Raw genomic sequence first — 21031 nt, forward strand, 5'->3', positions numbered from 1 at the left:
TTCGAAACTATTTTTGCCTTAATAAAAGACTAAAATATCCTTTATTATTTGAATGTACAACCAAAATATATTTTTATGAACACACAACTGACAAAAAAAATATTCCTCTCCCTAATATTGGCAGTAGGATTTGGAAGCCTGATCCTCTCATGTGCAAAAAAGGAAAAGAAAGTTTATGAAAGCACAGCGGATATTCCAGCGAATCGTGAAATGATTGCAGAATTAACATCCCCTCCACATGTACCAACCCCTGTTGGCGACAGAAAGGCCAAGTTGCTAAAGGTAGATATGGAAATCCTGGAACAGGAAGGAGAAATGACCAATGGCGTTCGATATGTATATTGGACTTTTGGAGGTACCGTACCAGGAAGCTTTATTAGAACAAGGGTTGGTGATGAGGTTGAATTTCACTTAAAAAATCACCCTGAAAATAAATTACCCCATAATATTGATTTACACGCGGTTACGGGCCCTGGAGGCGGTGCAGAATCTTCTTTTGTAGCCCCTGGACACGAGAAAGTATTCTCCTTTAAAACCTTAAATCCTGGGCTGTACGTTTATCACTGTGCTACCGCACCGGTTGGTATGCATATTGCCAACGGAATGTACGGTTTAATTTTAGTAGAACCGGAAGGTGGATTGCCATTGGTGGATAAGGAATATTACATTATGCAAGGCGACTTTTATACCAAAGGTGCCAATGGGGAGCGAGGCTTACAACCTTTTGATATGCAAAAAGCGGTGGATGAACGCGCAGACTATGTGGTTTTCAATGGTAAAATGGGCGCCTTGACCGGGGATAATGCAATTACAGCCAACGTGGGAGAAACAGTACGCCTGTTCGTTGGCAACGGTGGACCAAATCTAGTATCCTCCTTTCATGTAATTGGTGAGATTTTTGACAAGGTGCATGTTGAAGGTGGCGATTTGATCAATGAAAATGTGCAAACCACCTTAATCCCTGCTGGTGGGGCCGCTATAGTAGAATTTAAAGTAGATGTTCCAGGAACCTTTATCCTGGTAGACCATTCCATTTTCAGAGCATTTAATAAAGGTGCATTGGGAATGTTGAAGGTGCAGGGCGAAAAAAACAAGACTATCTATTCCGGAGAATTGGAAGATGGAATATACCTGCCCGAAGGTAGTGGGATACAAAAAATGCCATCGACCAATGGCGTTGTGGAGTCCGAAATTCCCGCCAAATCAATGGAGGAAAAGATGGAGTTTGGAAAAGCCACCTATATGCAAACCTGTTTTGCCTGCCATCAAGCAGAGGGCCAAGGTATTGCCAACGCTTTCCCGCCCTTGGCGAAATCAGATTACCTAAATGCCGATGTTAATCGCGCTATAGATATAGTATTGCACGGAAAAACAGGTGAAATAACCGTGAACGGACAAAAATACAACAGTGTTATGACCGCGCAGACCTTATCTGACGAAGAGGTTGCCAATGTACTGACCTATGTGTACAACAGTTGGGGCAATTCCAAAAAGGACGTCACTCCAGCCATGGTTAAAAGTGTAAGAAATAAATAACATAATTGCATAACAATAAAATGAACATAAGTCCCTTTTTTAAAGTAGCCATTACAGTGATCGGTATCATAACAGTAAATATTGTTTCCGCCCAATCAGAAAATATGGTTACCGTTCAAGGAGGGACTTATATTCCCCTATATGGTGTAGATTCAACAGCCGTTACCGTAGAGACGTTTTCGATGGACATCTACCCAGTAACCAACAGGGAGTATTTACAGTTTGTCCTGGAATACCCTGAATGGAAAAAAAGTAAGGTTAAGCGCTTATTTGCAGATGGCAATTACTTGGTGAATTGGGAAAGTGATAATTCCTTTGGAAACCAGTTGGCCGCCGATGCAGCGGTAACCAACGTTTCTTGGTTCGCCGCCAAAAAATATTGTGAATGCCAAGGAAAAAGATTACCAACGGTTGATGAGTGGGAATATGCCGCTATGGCCGATAAAAGCAATCCAGATGCTCGTAAAAAGGAATCCTATAATCAACTTATTCTGGATTGGTACGAAGCTCCAAAAACATTTAACAATTCCATAGGCTCCACCTTTAAAAATTATTGGGGTATTTATGACCTTCACGGCCTTGTATGGGAGTGGACGATGGACTTTAATTCCGTTTTAATTTCCGGTGAATCCAGAAAGGATGTGGACAAGGACAGTAATCTTTTTTGTGGAAGTGCCGCGGTAGGAGCATCGGACTTGATGAACTATGCCGCCTTCATGCGTTACGCTTTTAGGGGAAGTTTAAAGGCCAATTATGCCATACGCAATTTGGGATTCCGATGTGTGCAGGCGAAAGGGAAAAACAACAAAAACGTAACTTATTAAGGAAATGAAAAAAATTCTCCATGCTGGATTGATATGCTTTTTGGCAATACATCTTATAGGGTGCAATACAAAAAATTCAACCAAAACAACAGCGGAAAAATACCAATGTCCCATGCATTGTGAGGGAGACAAGACCTATGATAAACCCGGTACATGCGGCGTTTGTAAAATGGATCTACAACTACTGGCCCTGAACTCCAAAAAAGAAGGTGAAATCTCCGATATGTCCATTTATAATCTTCCTTCCAAATGGACCAATCAGAACAATGGGGAAATACAATTGAAGTCGCTGAAAGGCGATGTATTGGTCATGGTCATGATCTACACCTCTTGTCAGACGGCATGCCCCAGATTGGTTGCAGACATGAGAGGTATAGAAGAGCAAATCCCCGAGGATAAAAAAGACCAGGTTACCCTTGTTTTTGTCAGTATAGACCCTGAAACAGATACGCCACAGCGTTTAAAGGAATTTGCACAGGAAAATCAAATGGACTCTGAAAAATGGGTGTTTCTAAGAGGTTCGGAAGCGGATACCCGTGAATTTTCGGCAGTATTGGCGGTCAACTACAAAAAAATATCGCCTATGGATTTTTCACATTCCAATATCATAAGCGTTTTTGACCAAGAAGGGGAATTGGCCTATCAGCAAGAAGGGCTAGGAGTCAACAATAAGGAAACGGTATCCAAAATTATGGAATTGGTGAATTAAAACATATTCAAATTTTAATTCCCCGTCATCTTTTGTAAAAAGGATAATCAAGGTTTATATTTGCAATAAAATTTACGGTTGACAAAATCTTCAATGTTACAACTGTTCGCACAGTCTCCCCAATTGGGAAAACTGAGGTCCCTTATTGCCAATTTCCAGAATAGCACCTCCGCGACATCCCCAACTAAAACAAATATCAAAGGACTTAACGGTTCTGCCCTCTCCTTTGTTATTGCAGAAATATTTCACAAATCCGAAGTACCGTTCCTATTTGTCTTAAATGACAAGGAGGAAGCTGCGTATTATTTAAACGACCTGGAACAGCTCATTGGTGACAGTGACGTACTGTTTTACCCCGGAAGTTATAGAAGGCCCTACCAAATTGAGGAAACGGACAATGCCAATGTACTTTTACGTGCAGAAGTACTTAACCGCATCAATTCCAGAAAAAAACCGGCCATTATCGTAACCTATGCCGATGCGCTTTTTGAAAAAGTGGTAACCAGAAAGGAACTGGAAAAAAACACCTTAAAAATTAAACTGGAGGACACCCTTTCACTAGACTTTTTAAATGAGGTATTGTTCGAATACAAATTTAAAAGGGTCGATTTTGTAACGGAACCCGGAGAATTTTCGGTTCGGGGTGGCATAATGGACGTATTTTCCTTTTCCCACGATGAACCTTATAGAATTGAATTTTTTGGAGACGAGGTAGAGAGTATTCGAACTTTTGATGTGGAAACCCAGTTGTCTACACAAAAGGTTAAAAAGATCACCATTATTCCCAATGTGGAAAACAAGTTCCTGGACGAAAACCGGGAGAGCTTCCTAAAGTACATATCCCCTAACACCCTTATATTTAGCAAGAACCTTAGTTTGCTATACGCTAGGTTGGATTCATTTTTTGAAAAGGCAGAAGAGGCTTTTACCAAACTGTCCAAAGAAATACAACATACCAAACCTCAGGAATTGTTCTGCAATTCCGACTTATTAAAACAACAGTTGACAGATTTTGGTTTGATAGAGATTGATGGAGGCACAAAAGCTTCAAGTGATCCGGAGACTATCGTGTTCAACACAAAGCCACAACCTTCATTTAACAAAAAGTTCGATTTGTTGATTGAAAACCTTAACGATAATTATAAAAACGGATTTACCAATTACCTGTTTTGCGCTACGGAGCAGCAAGCCAAAAGGTTCCATGATATTTTTGATGAAGTAGGAAAGGAAGTCCATTACAAAACCATTGTCCTACCACTCTACCAAGGATTTATAGAACAGAATTTAAAGGTTGCATGTTATACAGACCATCAAATCTTTGAGCGCTATCTAAAATTCCATTTAAAAAACGGCTACGCCAAAAAACAGGCCATTACCCTAAAGGATCTCAACAAATTGGAAATTGGGGACTATGTTACCCATATAGACCACGGAATTGGAAAATTTGGAGGCCTTCAAAAAATAGACGTTGAAGGCAAGAAACAAGAAGCCATAAAGCTAATGTACGGGGAAAGGGACATTCTTTATGTAAGCATCCATTCATTGCACAAAATTTCGAAATTCAATGGAAAGGACGGTGCTCCACCAAAAATATACAAACTAGGTTCCGGGGCTTGGAAAAAAATCAAGGACAAGGCAAAATCGCGCGTTAAAAAAATTGCTTTCGACCTTATCCAACTTTACGCCAAGCGAAGATTGGAAAAAGGGTTTCAATATGGCCCGGACAGCTACTTACAACACGAACTGGAAGCTTCCTTTATCTACGAAGACACCCCGGACCAAAGCAAGTCTACCGAGGACATCAAGAAAGACATGGAAAGCGAAAGACCCATGGACCGACTCGTTTGCGGGGATGTTGGTTTTGGAAAAACGGAAGTCGCCATAAGAGCTGCCTTTAAGGCTGTGGACAATGGAAAGCAAGTTGCCGTATTGGTACCCACTACCATTTTGGCCTTTCAGCACCACCGTACTTTTTCGGAACGTTTAAAGGAAATGCCGGTAACCGTAGATTATGTAAACCGGTTTAGGACCGCCAAGGAGAAAAAAGAGACCTTGGAAAATCTGGCAGCTGGCAAGGTAGATATCATAATTGGCACCCATCAATTGGTCAACAAAAACGTGAAGTTCAAGGACCTTGGCTTGTTGGTCGTGGATGAGGAACAAAAATTTGGGGTATCGGTAAAGGACAAATTAAAATCCATTAAGGAAAATGTAGATGTCCTAACGCTTACCGCCACACCCATCCCAAGAACGCTTCAATTTAGTTTAATGGCCGCAAGGGATCTATCGGTCATCAATACGGCACCGCCCAATAGATATCCCATAGAAAGTGAGGTTATCCGCTTTAACGAAGAGACTATTCGCGATGCCATTTCCTACGAAATCCAACGAGGTGGGCAAGTCTTCTTTATCCACAACAGGATTGAAAATATTAAGGAAGTTGCCGGAATGATCCAAAGACTGGTGCCAGATGCCAAAATTGGCATTGGCCACGGGCAAATGGATGGTAAAAAATTGGAAACCCTTATGTTGGCCTTTATGAATGGTGAGTTCGATGTGCTGATTTCTACGACCATTGTGGAAAGCGGTCTGGACGTTACCAATGCCAACACTATTTTTATCAATAATGCCAATAATTTTGGCCTAAGCGACCTACATCAAATGAGGGGACGTGTAGGCCGAAGCAACAAAAAGGCTTTCTGTTATTTTATTACCCCACCCTATGATGTAATGACCAATGATGCCCGTAAGAGAATTCAGGCCCTGGAACAATTTACAGATCTGGGCAGCGGCTTCAATATTGCCATGAAAGATTTGGAAATTAGGGGTGCAGGGGATTTACTGGGAGGAGAACAAAGCGGATTTATCAATGAAATAGGCTTTGATGCCTATCAAAAAATATTGGCCGAAGCCATAGACGAACTTAAGGAAAACGAATTCAAGGAACTATATGAGGAAGTTAGCGGTAAACAAAAGATCTTTGTCAAAGAAACCCAGATAGATTCCGATTTTGAATTGCTCTTCCCTGATGATTACATCAACAACATTACCGAACGCCTAAATCTCTATACCGAACTGAACCAGGTTTCCGATGAGGAAGGTTTACGAAAATATGAAACAGAACTGGTCGACAGATTTGGGGAACTCCCCACCCAGGCAGAGGATTTGTTAAACTCGGTTCGTATTAAATGGATAGCCAACAGTATTGGTCTGGAAAAGATAGTAATGAAGAAGGGCAAAATGATCGGCTATTTTATAGCGGACCAGCAATCCGATTTTTACCAAAGCAGTTCCTTTACCGCCGTATTACAATTTGTACAAGCCCATCCCAAGCTGGCAAAACTAAAGGAAAAGCAGACCCGAAATGGTTTGCGCTTATTACTGGTCTTTGAACATATAGATTCTTTGGACAAGGCATACAAATCCATTCAACCCTTCGATTCCCTTATCCCTAAAGCCGGGGTAACAGTCCCATAAAAACACTCAAAAATAGATGAAACCAAAAAATGCATTTTTTCTATTAACCCTATGTTTCACACTATTTTCGGAAGCCCAACACAGCGTATCAGGCAATTTATCCCCGGCCGACGATTACAAATGGTTAATTGCCTATAAACTAAATCCAGACCATCAGAATTATATAGCGGACACAGCGGTCAAGAACGGGGCCTTCTCCTTAAATATTCCGGCAAATGCCCAAGCCGGCATGTATAGACTGGTATATGCAGTGCCACAGGAGGAATTCTATTATGATTTTATCTATAATGGCAAAGAAGATATTGTACTCTCCTTTGACTCACAAAAGGGCCTGTCTTTTACGGCTTCCACCGAAAACCTGTTATATACCAGATACTTTAAAGAAATCCATTTGCTGGAGCAACAAATTACCCAGTTTTATTCGGAACAAAAGACAGATCGCAACCTATTTCTACACCTCAACAAGAAGTTGGCCGAGGTACAAAAATCATTCGAAACCCAATCACAAGGAATGCTCTGCGGACATTTTATTTCGGCTAACAGACCCTATATCCCCTCTGGCTATGAGGAGGCTGAAACCTATATAAAACATAAAAAGAATCATTACTTTGATGCCTTGGACTTCAACGATCCCGTGCTGTTGGGATCCGAATTTTTAAAGGGCAAAGTAGTAAATTATGTATTTACGGCCCTACCCCAACATCAAATTCCCACTAAGGAAAAAGAGCCGTTAATAATAGAGAATGTAAAGGAATTGGCCCACGTTTTGGAAAATGTTAGCGCCAAAAACAAGGTAGAGTTGTTCAATAGCCTATGGACACAGGCATCCTATGATAATTTACACAATGTGGCCGATTATATTTACTATAATTATCTAAAATCTCTGGCAACCGAAACCAATAAATCCGAACTCCTAAAAAAGATAGAAATCCAAAATCGACTTCGATTGGGAGCTATAGCCCCAGAAATTACATGGAAAGAGGGCAGTAACACCAAAAAACTCAGTGATCTCACCGGGTCAAAAAATTATGTAATCGTATTTTGGAGCAGTACGTGTTCGCATTGCCTGCGACAACTTCCAGAACTCCATAAAAGAATAAAAGATATTTCGGGAGTAAGGGTAATTGCTATTGGCCTGGAGGATGACGATCTAACATGGAAAAAGGAATCGGCCAAACTGCCTGCCTTTATACATGGCATTGCATTGGGGAAATGGGAAAGTCCGTATGTGGAAATTTACGATATTCACCAGACCCCTACTTATTACATTCTGGACAATGAAAAGCGCATCGTTGCCAATCCGGATGATTACCAAGAGGTTGTGAAATTCTTAAAAGGGAATAATTAACACTCTGCAATTGGAGACAATACGTTTTTATATTATCACATTTACACATTGAAACATTCTTCCATTAACCAATTGCCACATGGATGCCTTACAAGGTTTTAAGGTCCTTAATGGTTTTAAAGGCCACATCTACCTGTTCATCATTCACAATAATAGTAAATTCATTGGTTGTGGAAATTACTTCATATAAAACAATTCCCTCCCAGGCCAAGCGTTGAAAAATAAAGTAATAGATACCGGGTACGGAAACGTTTTCCGCTGGTAATTTTACGGTAATGGAAGAGAGGTTTTCGGCCTTCTGGGTACATTTCTCATTCTTGAATAATTCTTCCACAGCCTCATCCAAAATATTGCTGACGACAATATTGAGTTCGTTGACCCCTCTTGAGGAGGTATAGAAAACATCCTTATTCCTATTTACCTCATTTAACAAAACAGTCTGATTTTCCAAGATGGATTCGGATACCAAAAAGGTAAAATCGGTCAATGATGACCTTACCGTAATTTCTCCTATATTTTTTAAAACTTTGATAATTTTATGGGTAGCTCGAAACTCCAAATCATCGGAAAGACGTTTTAAGGCCATTACAATAGCGCCATTGCGAATATCCTTGCCCAACTCACCTTCTATTTCAGGTTTTACTATCCTGGAAAGCGATGTTAAGTTTATAATACCCTGCGCCAAAGCACTTTGCAAAAAAGGTTTCTTTTTAATGTAGTCTTCCACGACCGATGAAATAGTCTTCATTTCCTTAAACTTTTGGTAAAAATAACAAATTGTTACAAATAAAACAAATAATTAAAAGTGATAAAACGCATTTTCCAAGTGCTCAATATTAAATTTTGTCCCATTTTTACATATGGTAATAATATCGAACCTAGCCTCCACTTCAAGATCCTTGCTAATAATATAATGATCGGCAGCCATGACCAAGAGTTTAATTTTCTTTTCTGTAACCGTGTCGGCAATGGGTTGTATATAATCGGAACTCCGCGATTTTACTTCCACAATGGCCAAAATATCACCTTTTCTTGCAATTATATCTATCTCTGCTTTCAAATACCTATAATTTCTATGAACTACCTTATATCCATTTTCTGTTAGATAGTCGACCGCCAATTGCTCTCCCTCTTTTCCCAATTCATTATGCTTTGCCATAACATTTCAATTCTATTTATCAAAAAACGTGCATTTTGTCGAAAAACCTAACATACTGTCGTCCAAATTTCCATAAACCACGTAATTTGTTATGCAGTATAACGAAAATTTCGTAAGAGCCATAATTTCTTATTAGAATTTGCGTTATGCAATGACCCCTTACTAGTAACCTATCAAATGCGGAATAAATTATGGAATTTTTCATAAACTGTAATACTTCTAGTTTGGCCCCCTATACCACCCCATTGGATGGACAAAGGGCTCAACATCTATATAGAAGATTGGGTTTTAGCGCCTCCGTCCAGACCATTAATCAAGCTATTGGCCAAACTGCCGGTACTTTGGTTAATTCTCTCATTTCCGAAGCGCAGAACATGCCCCCATTGGCTGCCCCCATCTGGGCAGACTGGAACAATAGCAATTATCCTGAAGATGATGACGCGAGAGGCCAAATGATAAGGTCTCAACAGGAAGAATTTAAGTTGGCCTATACCAATGACTTACTAGAAAACAACCTTCGGGACCGTCTTAGTTTTTTTTGGAGCAATCATTTCGTAACTGAACTGGACGTTTACAATTGCAACTCATTCCTCTACCATTATATCAACTGCCTTCAGCGCAACGCTATTGGCAATTTTAAGACCTTTGTCAGTGAAATTGGCCTTACCAGTGCCATGCTCTATTATTTGGATGGCGTGTATAACAATGGTAGTAACCCCAACGAAAATTATGCCCGGGAACTTTATGAACTATTTACCTTGGGCGAGGGAAATGGATATACCGAACAGGATATAGTTGAAACTGCCAAAGCCCTTTCCGGATACGTGGAAAGAGGGGAACTAGGCTGTGAGCAGGTAACGTTTGATGCTTCCAAATTTAATTCAGAGAGCAAAACTATTTTTGGCCGTACGGGCAATTGGGGGTATAATGACGTTATAGACATTCTTTTTGAAGAAAGGGCCAACGAAATAGGCTATTTCATCTGTAAAAAATTATACGAGTTTTTTGTACACCCGGATTCTACGGATGAAGCCAATAATGCAAAGACCATTATTGATGGTCTAACCGCAACCTTTATCAGCAATAATTTTGAATTGGCACCAGTCTTAAGCCAGCTTTTTAAAAGTCAACACTTTTTTGACGATGAAGCCATAGGTGTTATTATTAAAAGTCCGTTCGATCTATACCTGAATACCATTAAAGAAACTGGCTTTGCCTATAACGATACTACCCTTGGCAGTGCCATAAACTATAGTGGAATGTTGGGGCAAGATTTATTTGATCCTTTTGATGTTGCGGGATGGCAGCGAAACAGGGATTGGATCAATACCAATTTTATGATTGGACGTTGGCTTACCATGGAGACTATAATGGATGGTTTTTACCAGGACAACCCTGACCAATTTACAACATTCGCCATGGACGCCGTTGGACCCGCTAATAGCAATACCAGTAACCCAGAGATCGTTGTACAGGCTATTATAGATAAAATTACGCCCAAAGGAATGTTTACCCAACAGGACTTTGACAATGCGATGTCTGCCTTTCTCATAGAAGACGTCCCAGAAGAATATTACAGTCCGGATTTTTACCCGGGCGGGAATTCAACCTGGGTATTGAGCTTTTACCCATCAGTACCTCTTCAAGTTTATCTATTGTTGAGACACCTTACAAGACAACCCGAATTTCAACTTAAATAAAACCGACCATTATGTGCGATACTCATCATAAATCACCCCATAAAGGCAAAGACCATGATGGTCACGATTTGGAACATAAGACCTGGAGTCGACGTTCCTTTCTTCAAGCCCTTGGTATTGCCGGTTCCGGATCCATGATGCTGGGGAGCAACTATCTAACAGCATCGGCCCCATCACCCCTGACCTCGGCTATAGCCATGGCGGAAACCGATAATATTTTAATTTTAATTCGTTTGTCGGGCGGAAATGATGGACTTAGTACCATCATCCCCATTGAACAATATGACATCTATGCCAATGCACGGCCCAATATTTACCTTCCGGAGAGTAAAATACTGAGATTAACAGATGAATTTGGGGTACCAACCTATATGAAATCTTTGGAACCCATGTGGGGCGAAGGTCAGTTTAAAGCGGTACATGGTGTAGGTTATGAAGGCCAAAGCCTGTCCCACTTTACAGGTTCCGATATTTTTGCCAATACCGACCTAAGCACTACTGGTTTCAGTGGAAGGGATACCGGTTGGATGGGAAGACATTTTGAACATCTATATCCGGATTATTTATCGGATTTTCCCGGTAGCCGACCAGAGGGTCCTGCTGCTATCCAAGTTGGAAACTACGGAAGTTTGGTTTTTGAAGGAGAAGAGACCAATTACGCCTTTGTAACCAACAATATAGATCAGTTGGAACAAATTGCGGAAACTGGACTGCAATATTCCGTAGAGGATTCCCTCTTTGACAATTGCATGTACAGCGATCAGATTAAATTTCTTAGAGGTGTATCCAACGTAACCAATGAATACGCTGGCACCATACACGAAGCCTATATGCGCGGCTCAAACCAAATTGAATATCAAGACAATGGTTTTGCCAGACAATTGGCATTACTGGCCAGATTGATCAAAGGTAACCTTGGCACCAAGGTCTACATGATCAGTATGGGAGGTTTTGACACCCATGGAAATCAACCCTTGGTACACGAACGCTTAATGACGCAACTGTCCATTGCCGTTGACAACTTCTATGATGACCTTGCCTTTACACAGCAGGACGACAAAGTATTGAGCATGACTTTTTCCGAATTTGGTAGAAGGATTTTCGAAAATGGGTCCAATGGAACCGACCATGGAAAAGCCGCCCCCACCCTATTTTTTGGCTCTGGGTTAAACGGTAGTGCTTTTGTGGGCGACCATCCCGCCTTGGACGAGCCCAATAGTAGGGGCAACCTGGAATACACTATGGATTTCAGAAACCTCTACGCAACCGTACTGGCAGAATGGCTTTGTGTGGATATTCCCCTAGTGGAACAACACATAATGGACGGATATACATATACCCCGGTAAACCTGGGCTTTAACTGTAGCGGAGTAGATTTCCCCGATATCGTTTATAGCGACGGAGACCCCACTCCCCCAACTCCAACAGACCCCATAGAGGAAAATCCAAGCCAGGAGTTGATAAATGCCATTGTGCACAAACCTTTTTACCCTACTGATTCCACTCCACACATTTATCTGGAAATGCCCTTTAGCGCACATGTAGACATCCAATTGTTCAACATTATGGGCCAATATTTAGGATCGGTATTTAACGAAATAATGTTCGAAGGTTCTGTTGAGATCAATGTGAGGGAGCGACTTTCGACCTATTTGGCTTCAGGGAAGTACATATACAGAATACAGGTCCAGGATCAAAAACTTAGTAAATCCATAATGGTAGCTTAAAGACACCCCTACTTACTATGCAAGAAGGCCTTCGTAAATTCTGAATTCTTTTCAGGGTAACGAGGGCTTATTTTTTGAAGGAATATGCCAGCTGCAAGTAAAAATCTTTATTTTTGCAGCCTAATCCACAAATAATGTCGCAGAACCTTCAGAATCCAGCCAGATATACCATAACCGCAGCTCTACCATATACCAATGGGCCTATACATATAGGTCATTTGGCAGGGGTTTATGTGCCCGCGGATATCTATGCCAGATATTTGAGATTAAATGGAAATGATGTGGCTTTCGTTTGTGGAAGCGACGAACACGGGGTGGCCATTTCCATGAAAGCCAAAAAAGAGGGTGTAAGCCCCCAAAACATAATAGACAAATACCACGGCATTATTAAGCAATCCTTTCAGGATTTTGGAATTACCTTTAACAACTATTCACGAACATCTGCGGAAGTTCACCATAAAACGGCCTCCGATTTCTTTGTGAAATTATATGAACAAGGAGATTTTATCGAGGAAACCACCGAACAATTATACGACGAAGAGGCAAAACAGTTTTTGGCCGATAGATTTGTAATTGGCACTTGCCCTAAATGTGGCCATGAAGAGGCTTATGGGGATCAATGCGAAAATTGTGGCTCCACATTAAATGCCACTGACCTTATAAATCCTAAGTCGACCATTTCAGGGGCAGTACCCTCCCTAAAAGAAACCAAGCACTGGTTCCTACCATTGGACCGTTACGAAGATTTTTTAAAAACTTGGATTCTGGAAGGCCATAAAAATGACTGGAAACCCAATGTATATGGACAATGCAAATCATGGATCGATGACGGACTAAAGCCTAGGGCAGTAACCCGCGATCTGGACTGGGGAATTCCGGTACCGGTAGAAGGGGGGGAAGGCAAAGTATTGTATGTTTGGTTCGATGCCCCTATAGGTTATATCTCCTCTACCAAGGAATGGGCCGCAAGGGAAGGTAAGGACTGGGAACCTTATTGGAAGGCCAAGGATACCAAAATGGTACATTTTATAGGCAAAGATAATATTGTATTCCACTGTATTATATTCCCGAGTATGCTAAAGGCACATGGCGATTTTATTTTACCGGAAAATGTCCCAGCCAACGAATTTTTAAATTTGGAAGGCAACAAATTATCAACCTCCAAGAATTGGGCCGTTTGGCTACATGAGTATTTGGAGGAATTTCCCAATATGCAGGATGTACTTAGATATACCCTGACCGCCAATGCGCCAGAAACCAAGGACAACGATTTTACCTGGAAGGATTTTCAGGCGAGAAACAACAATGAACTGGTGGCCATTTACGGGAACTTCATCAATCGGGTTGTAGTGCTTACCAACAAATATTACAATGGAATTGTTCCCTCCCCGGGTGCATACGGCCAAGTTGATAAGGAAACACTGTCCGAGCTGAAAAAGTATCCCGGAATCATTTCCAGTTCCATAGAAAGATACCGTTTCCGTGAGGCGGGACAGGAAGTTATGAATTTAGCGCGACTCGGCAATAAATATTTGGCCGATGAAGAGCCATGGAAAGTAATTAAACAGGATGAGGAAAGGGTTAAGACGATTATGTTCGTCGCCCTTCAAATAGCCTCGGCCTTGGCTGTATTGAGCGAACCTTTTCTGCCTTTTACCGCTGCTAAACTGAAACAAATCCTCAATATTTCCCAAAGTTCAACCGAAGGCTCGCTTGAATGGAAAGACATATCGGAAAAGGAAGTATTGCTCCCGGCAGAACATCAGATAAATATAGCCGAGTTATTGTTCAGCAAAGTTGAGGACGAAACCATACAGGCGCAATTGGACAAACTGGAAGCGACCAAAAAAGAAAACGAAAACATGAACAAAGAAGTAGCCCCACAAAAAGAAACCATAACCTTTGATGATTTTTCAAAGTTGGATATGCGCGTAGGCACCATTATTGAAGCCGAAAAAATGCCGAAAGCAAAAAAACTTTTGGTTTTAAAAGTGGATACAGGCCTGGATATCAGAACCATAGTATCTGGAATTGCGGAAAGTTTTTCACCGGCCGATATCGTAGGCAAAAAAGTAACCGTTTTGGTAAACTTGGCCCCCAGGGCCTTACGTGGAGTGGAAAGTGAGGGCATGATCCTGATGACGGAAAACACCGATGGCAAATTGGTATTTGTCAATCCGGATGAAGATGGAGTTAACAACGGGGAGACTATCAATTAGACCTCGGCTCCGCTCGACCTCATAGACCTGGACCTTGCCCACTTGTTTACGAGGGTCAACAATTCCTTTTAAACCATGTCGCTTTTGTAATGAAATAATTATATTGAATATCAATGTCAGGTCCAGCGGAGTCGAGACCTTATCTAAAGCATAGTCCCCATGAATCTTATATCCTACATTTCAAAAAACACCCAACTCCCATTAAAAGGCATAGAAAATACGGTAGCCCTTTTAAATGAGGATTGTACCGTACCCTTTATTTCCCGATACCGAAAGGAACGAACCGGAAATTTGGACGAGGTACAAATTGGCGCCATTGTACAGTTCAAATCGCAGTTTGAAGCCTTGGAAAAACGGAAGTCGGCCATCCTTAAAGCCATAGAGGAACAGGAAGAATTAAGTCCCGAATTGGCCAAAAAAATAAATGAGGCAGAAGATCTTACCACTTTGGAAGATCTATACCTACCCTTCAAGAAAAAGCGCAAAACCAAGGCAGAAACCGCTAAAAAAAATGGCTTGGAGCCCTTGGCAAAAATTATATTGGCCCAACGGACCGATGAAATCGATTTTGAAGCCTCCAAATACATCAATGATGCCGTGCCCAACGAAGACGATGCCCTGGAGGGAGCCCGGCATATAATTTCGGAATGGATCAATGAGCGCAGCGATTTAAGAAATCAGATCAGGAACCAATTGGAAAAATTCGCCCTGATTTCCACCAAGGTCGTTGCCAGTAAAAAGGAGGATGACAAGGCCCAAAAATTTAGGGATTATTTTGAATGGAGCGAACCCCTGAATCGATGTCCATCGCACCGACTCCTAGCTATCCTGCGAGCAGAAAATGAAGGTTTTATCCGTGTTAAGATTGAAATTGACGATGAGAAGGCCATCTCCAATATGGAGTATAGGGTCATCAAAAACAATAATGCCACCGCCCCCCATCTCCAATTGGCCATACAGGATGCCTATAAACGATTGCTATTCCCTTCCCTTTCCAATGAAATCCTAAAATCTGCCAAGGAAAAAGCAGATGAGTCTGCCATTCAGGTTTTTTCCAAAAACCTCAAACAACTATTGCTGGGATCGCCTTTGGGGGAAAAAAGAATTTTAGCCATAGATCCTGGCTTCAGAACGGGCTGTAAAGTAGTTTGCCTTAGCGCTCAAGGCGATTTGGAGCACAATGAGACCATTTACCCCCATGCACCGCAAAATGACAGTACGGGGGCCATAAAAAAAATCAGCAGTTTGGCGGATGCCTATAAGATTGAAGCCATCGCCATAGGAAATGGTACCGCCTCTAGGGAAACGGAGCAATTAATAAAACGGATCCAATTCAAAAATAATATTGAGGTATTTGTAGTTAGCGAGGCCGGAGCCTCCATTTACTCCGCTTCAAAAATTGCCAGGGAGGAATTTCCCAATTACGACGTTACCGTTAGGGGAGCCGTATCCATTGGAAGGCGCCTGGCAGATCCGCTGGCCGAGTTGGTAAAAATAGATGCCAAATCTATAGGGGTGGGACAATATCAGCATGATGTGGACCAGAATCAATTGAAAAATTCGCTGGACACAGTGGTGGAAAGTTGTGTAAATACCGTAGGTGTAAACATTAATACGGCCAGCGTCCCCCTATTGAGCTATGTTTCGGGAATTGGTCCCAAACTGGCGGAAAACATTGTGGCCTATAGGAACGAAAATGGCGCCTTTACCAGTAGGAGCGAAATAAAAAAAGTACCCCGTTTGGGAGAAAAGGCCTTTGAGCAAGGAGCTGCATTTTTACGGATCAAGCAAGCTAAAAATCCTTTGGATGATTCAGCAGTGCATCCAGAGCGCTATTCCCTTGTCCAAAAAATGCTAAAAGACCAGGGAGTGGCCCTTTCCGAAATAATAGGTAACAAGGAAGTCCTCAAAAAGATCGATCTTAATAAATACTGTACGGAAAATGTAGGATTGCCCACCCTTCAGGATATAATAAAGGAGCTTGAGAAACCTGGGCTGGACGTTAGGGAAAAAGCAAAGGTATTTACCTTTAACCAAAACATCAGAACCATTTCCGACTTAAAAGAGGGGCAATTATTACCGGGAATAGTGAACAACATTACCAATTTTGGCTGTTTTGTAGACGTAGGAATCAAGGAAAGTGGACTGATCCATATCTCCAACCTATCCGATAGTTTTGTGAAAGATGTGAACGAACATGTTAGTTTACACCAGCAAATCATTGTAAAGGTCTTGGAAGTTGATATTCCCAGAAAAAGGATTCAATTGGCCTTGCACAAATAACTCCCAATCTTAGCCACAGAACTGGCACAAAGTACCTTTTATTTGTAACTTTAGTTAAAATTCAAAGATATGTTATCCGAAAAACTAGAAAAAGCATTGAACGAACAGGTCCGTATAGAGGCCGAATCTTCACAAGTATATTTATCCATGGCCTCATGGGCCGAAGGCAAAGGGCTGGAGGGTATTGCCCAATTTATGTACAACCAATCGGATGAGGAACGTTTGCACATGCTTAAGCTGGTAAAATACATCAATGAAAGGGGTGGGCACGCATTTGTTTCTTCACTTAAAGCACCTAAAACCGACTTTGGTAGTTTCCAAAAAATGTTCCACGAGCTATTGGACCATGAAATTTTTGTTTCCAATAGCATTAATGAACTGGTACATGTAACCCTACAGGAAAAGGACTATGCTACCCATAATTTTCTTCAATGGTATGTAGCCGAACAAATTGAGGAGGAGGCCTTGGCACGAAATATTTTGGACAAGATAAATCTTATCGGGAACGACAAAGGCGGCCTGTATTTGTTTGATCGTGACATACAGCAGATTACTGCCAATAGTGCAGCCATTCCACCTCAATAAACGAGGGAAGTGTACTTTCACAGACTAGCAGGGACCTTAGGATATAAAACATGAAACCCCGCCTTTTCGGCGGGGCAATTCAAAAAACCTACTGCTTTAAAAATATTGACCCCTCAACTAAATTTAACATTTAATCTTATTTAGATTTAATTAAAATAAATACTTTTGCCCAGATTCTTATTCCGATCTAGAGTGGGTAAAAAAAAGAAACAGCACAGGAAAACCGAAAAAAAGCTGCAAAAAGCCTTAAAAAAGGAGTTAAAAGCGGCTTTAAAGGAAATGGTACCAAATGGCTGTAAAACCAAATGCTGTGAAAAGTATAAAAAGTCGGAATCCAAAAGGTGCAATCGCTGTCCGTGTTTTGATCTGATGAAAAAGGTGGCATAAACTTTTATTCACGTTAACATTGCCGCAATTGCCTATTTAATTTTCTTCTGATAGGTGCGGCACGTTCATACAAATGTAGAATAGCGAACTGTACACTAATCCAAAATCTTCCTTTTTGAAGACTTGTCCATCAAAATTAGAGCAACTTGTGTGATTTAGCTCATGTCAACTCTATCTAAGGGTATTCGTGAACCTTACGTTTCTCCCATTAGGTCGAAATGACATTGGCAGTCACTTCGACATGAGCCCTTTTTTGGGGCGATTGAGAAGTCGCACAAGGAACTTTTAAAATTCCAGTTTCCTAAGCTTTTAGCAAGAACAGAAAGCTATATCCTTATAAAATTGATTAATTATTGGGGAGCTTATGGAATTTGTCTCTTAAGGTACCGATGACGACATAGACTAAAACCAAAATAGACAAGCAATGACGATAACAAGGACTCCTTCCCTTGGACCCCTCCCTAACCCTCCCCCAAGGGGAGGGAATTTGTTAGAATATGGCAAATATACATTTGAGCTGGAATTTCCCCCCCTCCTTTGGAGGGGGTTAGGGGGAGGACTTTTTGTCACTTCGACCTGAGCCCTTTTCCAGGACGACGAGAAGTAGCACAAGGAACTTTTAAAATTCCAGTTTCCTTAGCTTTTAGCAAGAACAGAAAGTTATATCCTTATAAAATTGATTAATTATTGGGGAGCTTATGGAATTTGTCTCTTAAGGTACCGATGACGACATAGACTAAAACCAAAATAGACAAGCAATGACGATAACAAGGACTCCTTCCCTTGGAACCCTCCCTAACCCTCCCCCAAGGGGAGGGAATTTGTTAGAATATGGCAAATATACATTTGATCTGGAATTTCCCCCCCTCCTTTGGAGGGGGTTAGGGGGAGGACTTTTTGTCACTTCGACAGAGTCCTTTTCCAGGACGACGAGAAGTCGCACAAGTAACTTTTAAAATTCCAGTTTCCTAAGCTTTTAGCAAGAACAGAAAGCTATATCCTTATAAAATTGATTAATTATTGGGGAGCTTATGGAATTTGTCTCTTAAGGTACCGATGACGACATAGACTAAAACCAAAATAGACAAGCAATGACGATAACAAGGACTCCTTCCATTGGATAAGCCTATCAGGCAGTTACGGAGGGATTTGATATTACATCCACTGTAATATTTAATTCCAGTTACTTCTGTGATTTCTCTTTCCTCCGGTCGATCGAAATGACCATTGTTAATTAGCAACTTTATACTAATTAAGCGCGAAAAAAGTAATTGCAAGGAAATACCTTCCCAAAAAAGCAAAAGAAGCAACCCAACAGCCCTTTGAAAAAAGCCATCAGCTTGCTTCTTATATATCCGGAACAGACTTTCTGGTAGGCACAGCTGTCTATTTCCCCAACATCAGGAGTTCATTACATCGAATTTCGGTGATATACCTTTTTTCCCCTTCTTTGGTCTCATAGGACCGAGTGGTCAATTTTCCTTCAACGGCAACTTCCTTGCCCTTATTGAGATAATTTTCCACAATTGCCGCTGTCTTTCCCCAGGCCACAATATTGTGCCATTGGGTATCCGTTACTTTTTCTCCCTTGGCATTTTTGTACGTTTCATTGGTAGCAATGGCGAATTTAGCCAATTTTCCACCGCCGTCCAGGTTAATAATTTCTGGATCGTTACCCAAGTTTCCGATCAACTGTACTTTGTTTCTAAGTGCGTTCATAATACATAATTTTTAAATCCCGAATCCACTCCGGGAATGGTTAAACAATTAATGATTTTTGATGGAACAAACTTAGTAACCCCTCTAAGCGTTATTCGGTTAACAAGTATTTAATTTCGTTTGTAATCGTTTGTAGTCGTTTGAACTTATATATAGTTCCCTCTCCAATGGTTCCTAAACCTCCGATCAATACAATGCCCTATAACAACAATTAATCAATGGAATCCCTTATATTTAGGAATAAATAATCCTTACAAAAATTGAAATATGGAGATCGTATTAAACATTCTTATAGGCATCATAGCCTTGGAGCACCTTTATATTTTATATATGGAAATGTTTGCCTGGGAAACCTTGGGCAAAAAAACCTTTAGAAAAGCACTCCCTGAAAACATGTTTAAACCCACAAAGGGTCTGGCTGCCAACCAAGGACTGTACAACGGATTTCTGGCCGCCGGGCTCATATGGACATTTTTCATCAAAGACCCGGTTTGGAGTACCAACGTTGCCATTTTCTTTCTAAGCTGTGTAGCCATTGCAGGTGTATACGGTGCCTGGTCTGCAAGCAAAAAGATATTTGTTGTCCAAGCCCTCCCGGCCATCATAGCGCTATTATTACAGTTGTTTGTAGTTTCCATTTAATAAGAAATCCAAGGAGGAACCTATTTCAAAGGAAGTAGCAGGCTGTTCCTGTGCCAATAATAATCCTCTCCTTGGCCTATCCTTCCAATGGTGGATATTAAATTGCCAAAAATTAGAAAAATAAGATGAATACCCCATTTATTACGGACCAGACCTTTAAGGGAATCGATTTTACCTCCCATAGACTATCCAAAGGAGAATATGAGAACTGCATTTTTGACTCCTGTACCTTTTCCAAAGCGGACATATCCAACATCGCATTTATGGAATGCGTTTTTACCGATTGTGATTTAAGCAATGTAAACCTAAAAAATACCACCTTTAAGGAAACGGATTTTAAAGGGTGTAAACTTTTAGGAATCCACTTTGATCATTGCAATGATTTTCTACTCTCCTTCAACTTCTTTGAATGTACCCTAAACCTATCTTCTTTTTATAAATTAAAACTAAAGAATACCATCTTTGACAATTGTAAAATGATTTCGGTGGATTTTGCGGAAACCGACTTAACCGAAACAATATTCGACTGTTGTAATCTTGAAAGTGCCCTCTTCGAAAATTGCAACTTGGAAAAAGCCGATTTCCGTACAGCCTTCAACTTTACCATGGATCCCGAAAAGAACAAAATTGCCAAAGCCAAATTCTCCAAGGAAGGTGTTTTGGGCTTATTAAAGAAATACAACATTCAAATAACCTAAACCAGCGTAAAAAACTAA

16 protein-coding genes are annotated in these 21031 nt (G+C 40.9%); 13 read left to right on the forward strand and 3 right to left on the reverse strand.

Annotated features, from left to right (window positions below):
• The first annotated feature begins 75 nt into the window (after positions 1-75).
• The 5 genes from nirK to QSE00_RS20000 all read left to right on the forward strand — a co-directional run bounded on the left by nirK (position 76) and on the right by QSE00_RS20000 (position 7894).
• The gene (nirK, locus tag QSE00_RS19980; RefSeq protein ID WP_110354994.1) at positions 76-1536 is read left to right on the forward strand and encodes a copper-containing nitrite reductase; all 1461 of its coding nucleotides are present in this window, start codon (positions 76-78) and stop codon (positions 1534-1536) included.
• Positions 1537-1556: 20 nt separating this feature from the next.
• The gene (locus tag QSE00_RS19985) at positions 1557-2360 is read left to right on the forward strand and encodes a formylglycine-generating enzyme family protein (protein ID WP_309148909.1); all 804 of its coding nucleotides are present in this window, start codon (positions 1557-1559) and stop codon (positions 2358-2360) included.
• A gap of 4 nt (positions 2361-2364) precedes the next feature.
• Complete coding sequence (locus QSE00_RS19990) at positions 2365-3069, forward strand: SCO family protein (RefSeq protein WP_286107237.1); 705 nt, start codon at positions 2365-2367, stop codon at positions 3067-3069.
• Between the two features lie 93 nt (positions 3070-3162).
• On the forward strand, positions 3163-6546 hold the full coding sequence (gene mfd / locus QSE00_RS19995; RefSeq protein WP_459076852.1) for a transcription-repair coupling factor: 3384 nt from the start codon (positions 3163-3165) through the stop codon (positions 6544-6546).
• Positions 6547-6562: 16 nt separating this feature from the next.
• The gene (locus QSE00_RS20000; protein ID WP_286107239.1) at positions 6563-7894 is read left to right on the forward strand and encodes a TlpA disulfide reductase family protein; all 1332 of its coding nucleotides are present in this window, start codon (positions 6563-6565) and stop codon (positions 7892-7894) included.
• 88 nt (positions 7895-7982) lie between these two features.
• Here the strand turns inward: QSE00_RS20000 and QSE00_RS20005 are convergent, their stop codons facing one another.
• Both QSE00_RS20005 and QSE00_RS20010 read right to left on the reverse strand, forming a co-directional pair.
• Positions 7983-8642: an aspartate kinase gene (locus QSE00_RS20005; protein WP_110354991.1), complete on the reverse strand. Its 660-nt coding sequence runs from the start codon at positions 8640-8642 to the stop codon at positions 7983-7985.
• A gap of 51 nt (positions 8643-8693) precedes the next feature.
• On the reverse strand, positions 8694-9053 hold the full coding sequence (locus QSE00_RS20010) for a YraN family protein (RefSeq protein ID WP_110354990.1): 360 nt from the start codon (positions 9051-9053) through the stop codon (positions 8694-8696).
• A 191-nt stretch (positions 9054-9244) separates the two neighbouring features.
• Between QSE00_RS20010 and QSE00_RS20015 the strand changes: the two genes are divergently transcribed.
• From QSE00_RS20015 to QSE00_RS20040, 6 genes are all read left to right on the forward strand, one after another.
• Positions 9245-10753: a DUF1800 domain-containing protein gene (locus QSE00_RS20015; protein WP_110354989.1), complete on the forward strand. Its 1509-nt coding sequence runs from the start codon at positions 9245-9247 to the stop codon at positions 10751-10753.
• Positions 10754-10764: 11 nt separating this feature from the next.
• A complete protein-coding gene (locus QSE00_RS20020) occupies positions 10765-12480 on the forward strand; it encodes a DUF1501 domain-containing protein (protein WP_110354988.1) in 1716 nt (571 codons plus the stop codon).
• A gap of 134 nt (positions 12481-12614) precedes the next feature.
• Positions 12615-14699 carry a methionine--tRNA ligase gene (metG, locus tag QSE00_RS20025; RefSeq protein ID WP_286107240.1) on the forward strand — a complete coding sequence of 695 codons (2085 nt, stop codon included), beginning with the start codon at positions 12615-12617 and terminating at the stop codon, positions 14697-14699.
• A gap of 159 nt (positions 14700-14858) precedes the next feature.
• Positions 14859-16982, forward strand: coding sequence for a Tex family protein (locus QSE00_RS20030; protein ID WP_286107241.1), 2124 nt, complete (start codon positions 14859-14861; stop codon positions 16980-16982).
• A 69-nt stretch (positions 16983-17051) separates the two neighbouring features.
• Positions 17052-17567 (forward strand): ferritin, encoded by a 516-nt coding sequence (locus QSE00_RS20035; RefSeq protein WP_110354985.1) that lies wholly within the window; start codon positions 17052-17054, stop codon positions 17565-17567.
• A 165-nt stretch (positions 17568-17732) separates the two neighbouring features.
• Positions 17733-17954 (forward strand): hypothetical protein, encoded by a 222-nt coding sequence (locus QSE00_RS20040; protein ID WP_286107242.1) that lies wholly within the window; start codon positions 17733-17735, stop codon positions 17952-17954.
• Positions 17955-19340: 1386 nt separating this feature from the next.
• Here QSE00_RS20040 and QSE00_RS20045 read toward each other — a convergent pair.
• Complete coding sequence (locus tag QSE00_RS20045; protein ID WP_110354982.1) at positions 19341-19673, reverse strand: single-stranded DNA-binding protein; 333 nt, start codon at positions 19671-19673, stop codon at positions 19341-19343.
• A 267-nt stretch (positions 19674-19940) separates the two neighbouring features.
• On the opposite strand from QSE00_RS20045, the gene QSE00_RS20050 reads away from it, so the two are divergent.
• The gene (locus tag QSE00_RS20050) at positions 19941-20315 is read left to right on the forward strand and encodes a DUF1304 domain-containing protein (RefSeq protein ID WP_110354981.1); all 375 of its coding nucleotides are present in this window, start codon (positions 19941-19943) and stop codon (positions 20313-20315) included.
• A gap of 125 nt (positions 20316-20440) precedes the next feature.
• Positions 20441-21013 (forward strand): pentapeptide repeat-containing protein, encoded by a 573-nt coding sequence (locus QSE00_RS20055; RefSeq protein ID WP_286107243.1) that lies wholly within the window; start codon positions 20441-20443, stop codon positions 21011-21013.
• Positions 21014-21031: the final 18 nt, after the last annotated feature.

This window comes from Arenibacter flavimaris (assembly GCF_030291335.1).
Taxonomy (GTDB): Bacteria; Bacteroidota; Bacteroidia; order Flavobacteriales; family Flavobacteriaceae; genus Arenibacter.